The sequence below is a fragment of the Mycobacterium sp. WUMAC-067 genome (assembly GCF_020217485.1).
Classification (GTDB): Bacteria; Actinomycetota; Actinomycetes; order Mycobacteriales; family Mycobacteriaceae; genus Mycobacterium.
On record NZ_JAEKMI010000134.1, the window covers coordinates 1 to 2,174 of the forward strand.

A 2,174-nucleotide genomic window follows, 5' to 3' on the forward strand; every position below is an offset into this window, starting at 1 on the left:
ATCGAGCGCCGTGAGGCGCTGTTCAACCGAACGGAGGTGAGAGACCACCGTCGCCGAGCCATCGCAGTGGCCCGGTAGAAGCTGGGGGCAGCCTGATCTAAAGAGACTTTGGTGAGGGTGGGAAGCAGCCCCGACAACGCCGGGACGGCCTGGTACTGCCAGACGGGTCGGGTCCGGCTAGCGAGACGGGAAGGTGTACGCGAGGAACCAGCGGCTGAACGCCTCTTAAGAGAAGACCACCAGCTCCAACCTGGCGGATGCGGGCTGGGCAGCGACGCGCACCCGCCCTGAGGGCGGGGAACTCGTGGGCCGGTTGATGTCGCCGGTTCGGGAGGTCACGGTGAAGGACTGCGGCGTAGCCGTGACGAGGTCGCAGGGGCATAGCTGGACACCTCACCCGTCAAACGGTTGACAGTGAACACGGGAACCACCGCGCCGGTCCCCGGTCAGATCCGGCAGCCAGCCGGGCTGGAGGGGTAGGCAGTCGTCGGCTGATGCCGGTGTGGTGGGGCGGAGGAGCCGTAGTAGTCCGAGGCCGGGAAAGCCGGTCGCATGGCAAAGGGCTCCAGCGGGTTCGCGGCGAGTACGCAGACTGTGGAGGTCACTTGTGAATACGAGTGCTTTGTGGCCCGACCCGGACACGGCCGAGCTGCGGGTACGCAGGATGCAACGCAAACTGCACCATTGGGCGGTTGATGAAAGCGACCGCTGTTTCGATGATTTGTACAACCTCGTTTATGACCCCGCATTCCTCACCCTCGCGTGGGAGCGGGTGCGGACGAACAAGGGTGCGCGCTCAGCCGGTGCCGATGGGACCGCACCGCGGTCTGTCGGTGCGGCAGAGGCGGTCGGACTGCTTCAGCGGCTCCGCGAGGAACTCAAGGAGCGGATATTCCGGCCGGATCCGGTGCGGGAGGTGATGATCCCGAAGGCGAACGGCAAGCTCCGCCGCCTGGGTATCGCGACCGTCGCCGACCGGGTCGTGCAAGCTTCGCTGAAGCTGGTGCTGGAGCCCATTTTCGAGGCGGACTTTCATCCGTGCGCATATGGGTTCCGGCCGGGCAGGCGAGCCCAGGACGCCATCGCTGAGATCCATCACCTCGCCAGCGGCTCACGGGCCTATCACTGGGTTTTCGAGGGAGACATCACGGCGTGCTTCGATGAAATCTCGCATTCGGCCCTTATGGGCCGGGTGCGGCGACGTGTCGGGGACAAACGCGTTCTGGCCCTGGTGAAGTCGTTCCTCAAAGCCGGGATTCTCTCGAAAGATCTCGGCTACCGGGACACCATCACCGGCACTCCGCAAGGCGGAATCCTCTCACCACTGCTCAGCAATGTCGCCCTGTCCGTTCTCGACGAGCACTTCGCCGCGAAGTGGAAGGCGCTCGGCCCGGAATGGACACGTGCCAAGCATCGACGCGCCGGAGTTCCGACCATGAAAATCGTCCGCTACGCAGACGATTTCTGTGTCATGGTCCACGGCACTCGCGCTGATGCCGAAGCGCTTTGGGACGAGATCGCAGCAGTGCTCGCGCCGATGGGCCTGCGCCTGTCGGTCGAGAAGAGCAGGATCTGCCACGTCGACGAGGGGTTCGAGTTCCTCGGCTTCCGCATCCAACGGCAGATCAAAAGGGGCACGACCAAGCACTACGTCTACACCTGGCCGTCGAAGAAGGCACTTATGTCCATCACCGACAAAGTCAGGAATCTGACGCGGCGACACAAACATCGAACGCTCGCTGATCTGCTGCGCCAACTCAACCCCGTCCTGCGGGGATGGTGCAATTACTTCCAGCACGGGGTGTCCAAACGCACCTTCGACTACCTCGACCACTTCACATGGTGGCGGGTGGTGACTTGGATGCGCAAACGGCACCACGGGCTGGCGTGGGGCGTCTTCCATCGACGGTTCCTGCCCAATTGGCAAATCCGCGAAGGCAAGACGGCGATGTTTCGGCCGCAGAAGGTAGAGGTCACCCGATACCGCTACCGGGGCACGAAAATCATCACCCCTTGGACAGCGAGGCCGACGGACATCACTGCACCAGTGGCCTGAATCCGTGGAGAGCCCGTTGCGGAGAAATTCGCTCGGCGGGTTCGGAGGGCGGGCCGGGGAAACGGATCGGTAGAAATGCCGACACCGCGCCCCGGTCCGACCCCTACACCTATCTGGG

The 2,174-nt window shown here is 63.8% G+C and carries 1 protein-coding gene; it reads left to right on the top strand.

The annotated features are described in order from the left end of the window. Positions 1 to 607 precede the first annotated feature (607 nt). Positions 608 to 2,056 (top strand): group II intron reverse transcriptase/maturase, encoded by a 1,449-nt coding sequence (ltrA, locus tag JF781_RS27820; protein WP_007168383.1) that lies wholly within the window; start codon positions 608 to 610, stop codon positions 2,054 to 2,056. Positions 2,057 to 2,174: the final 118 nt, after the last annotated feature.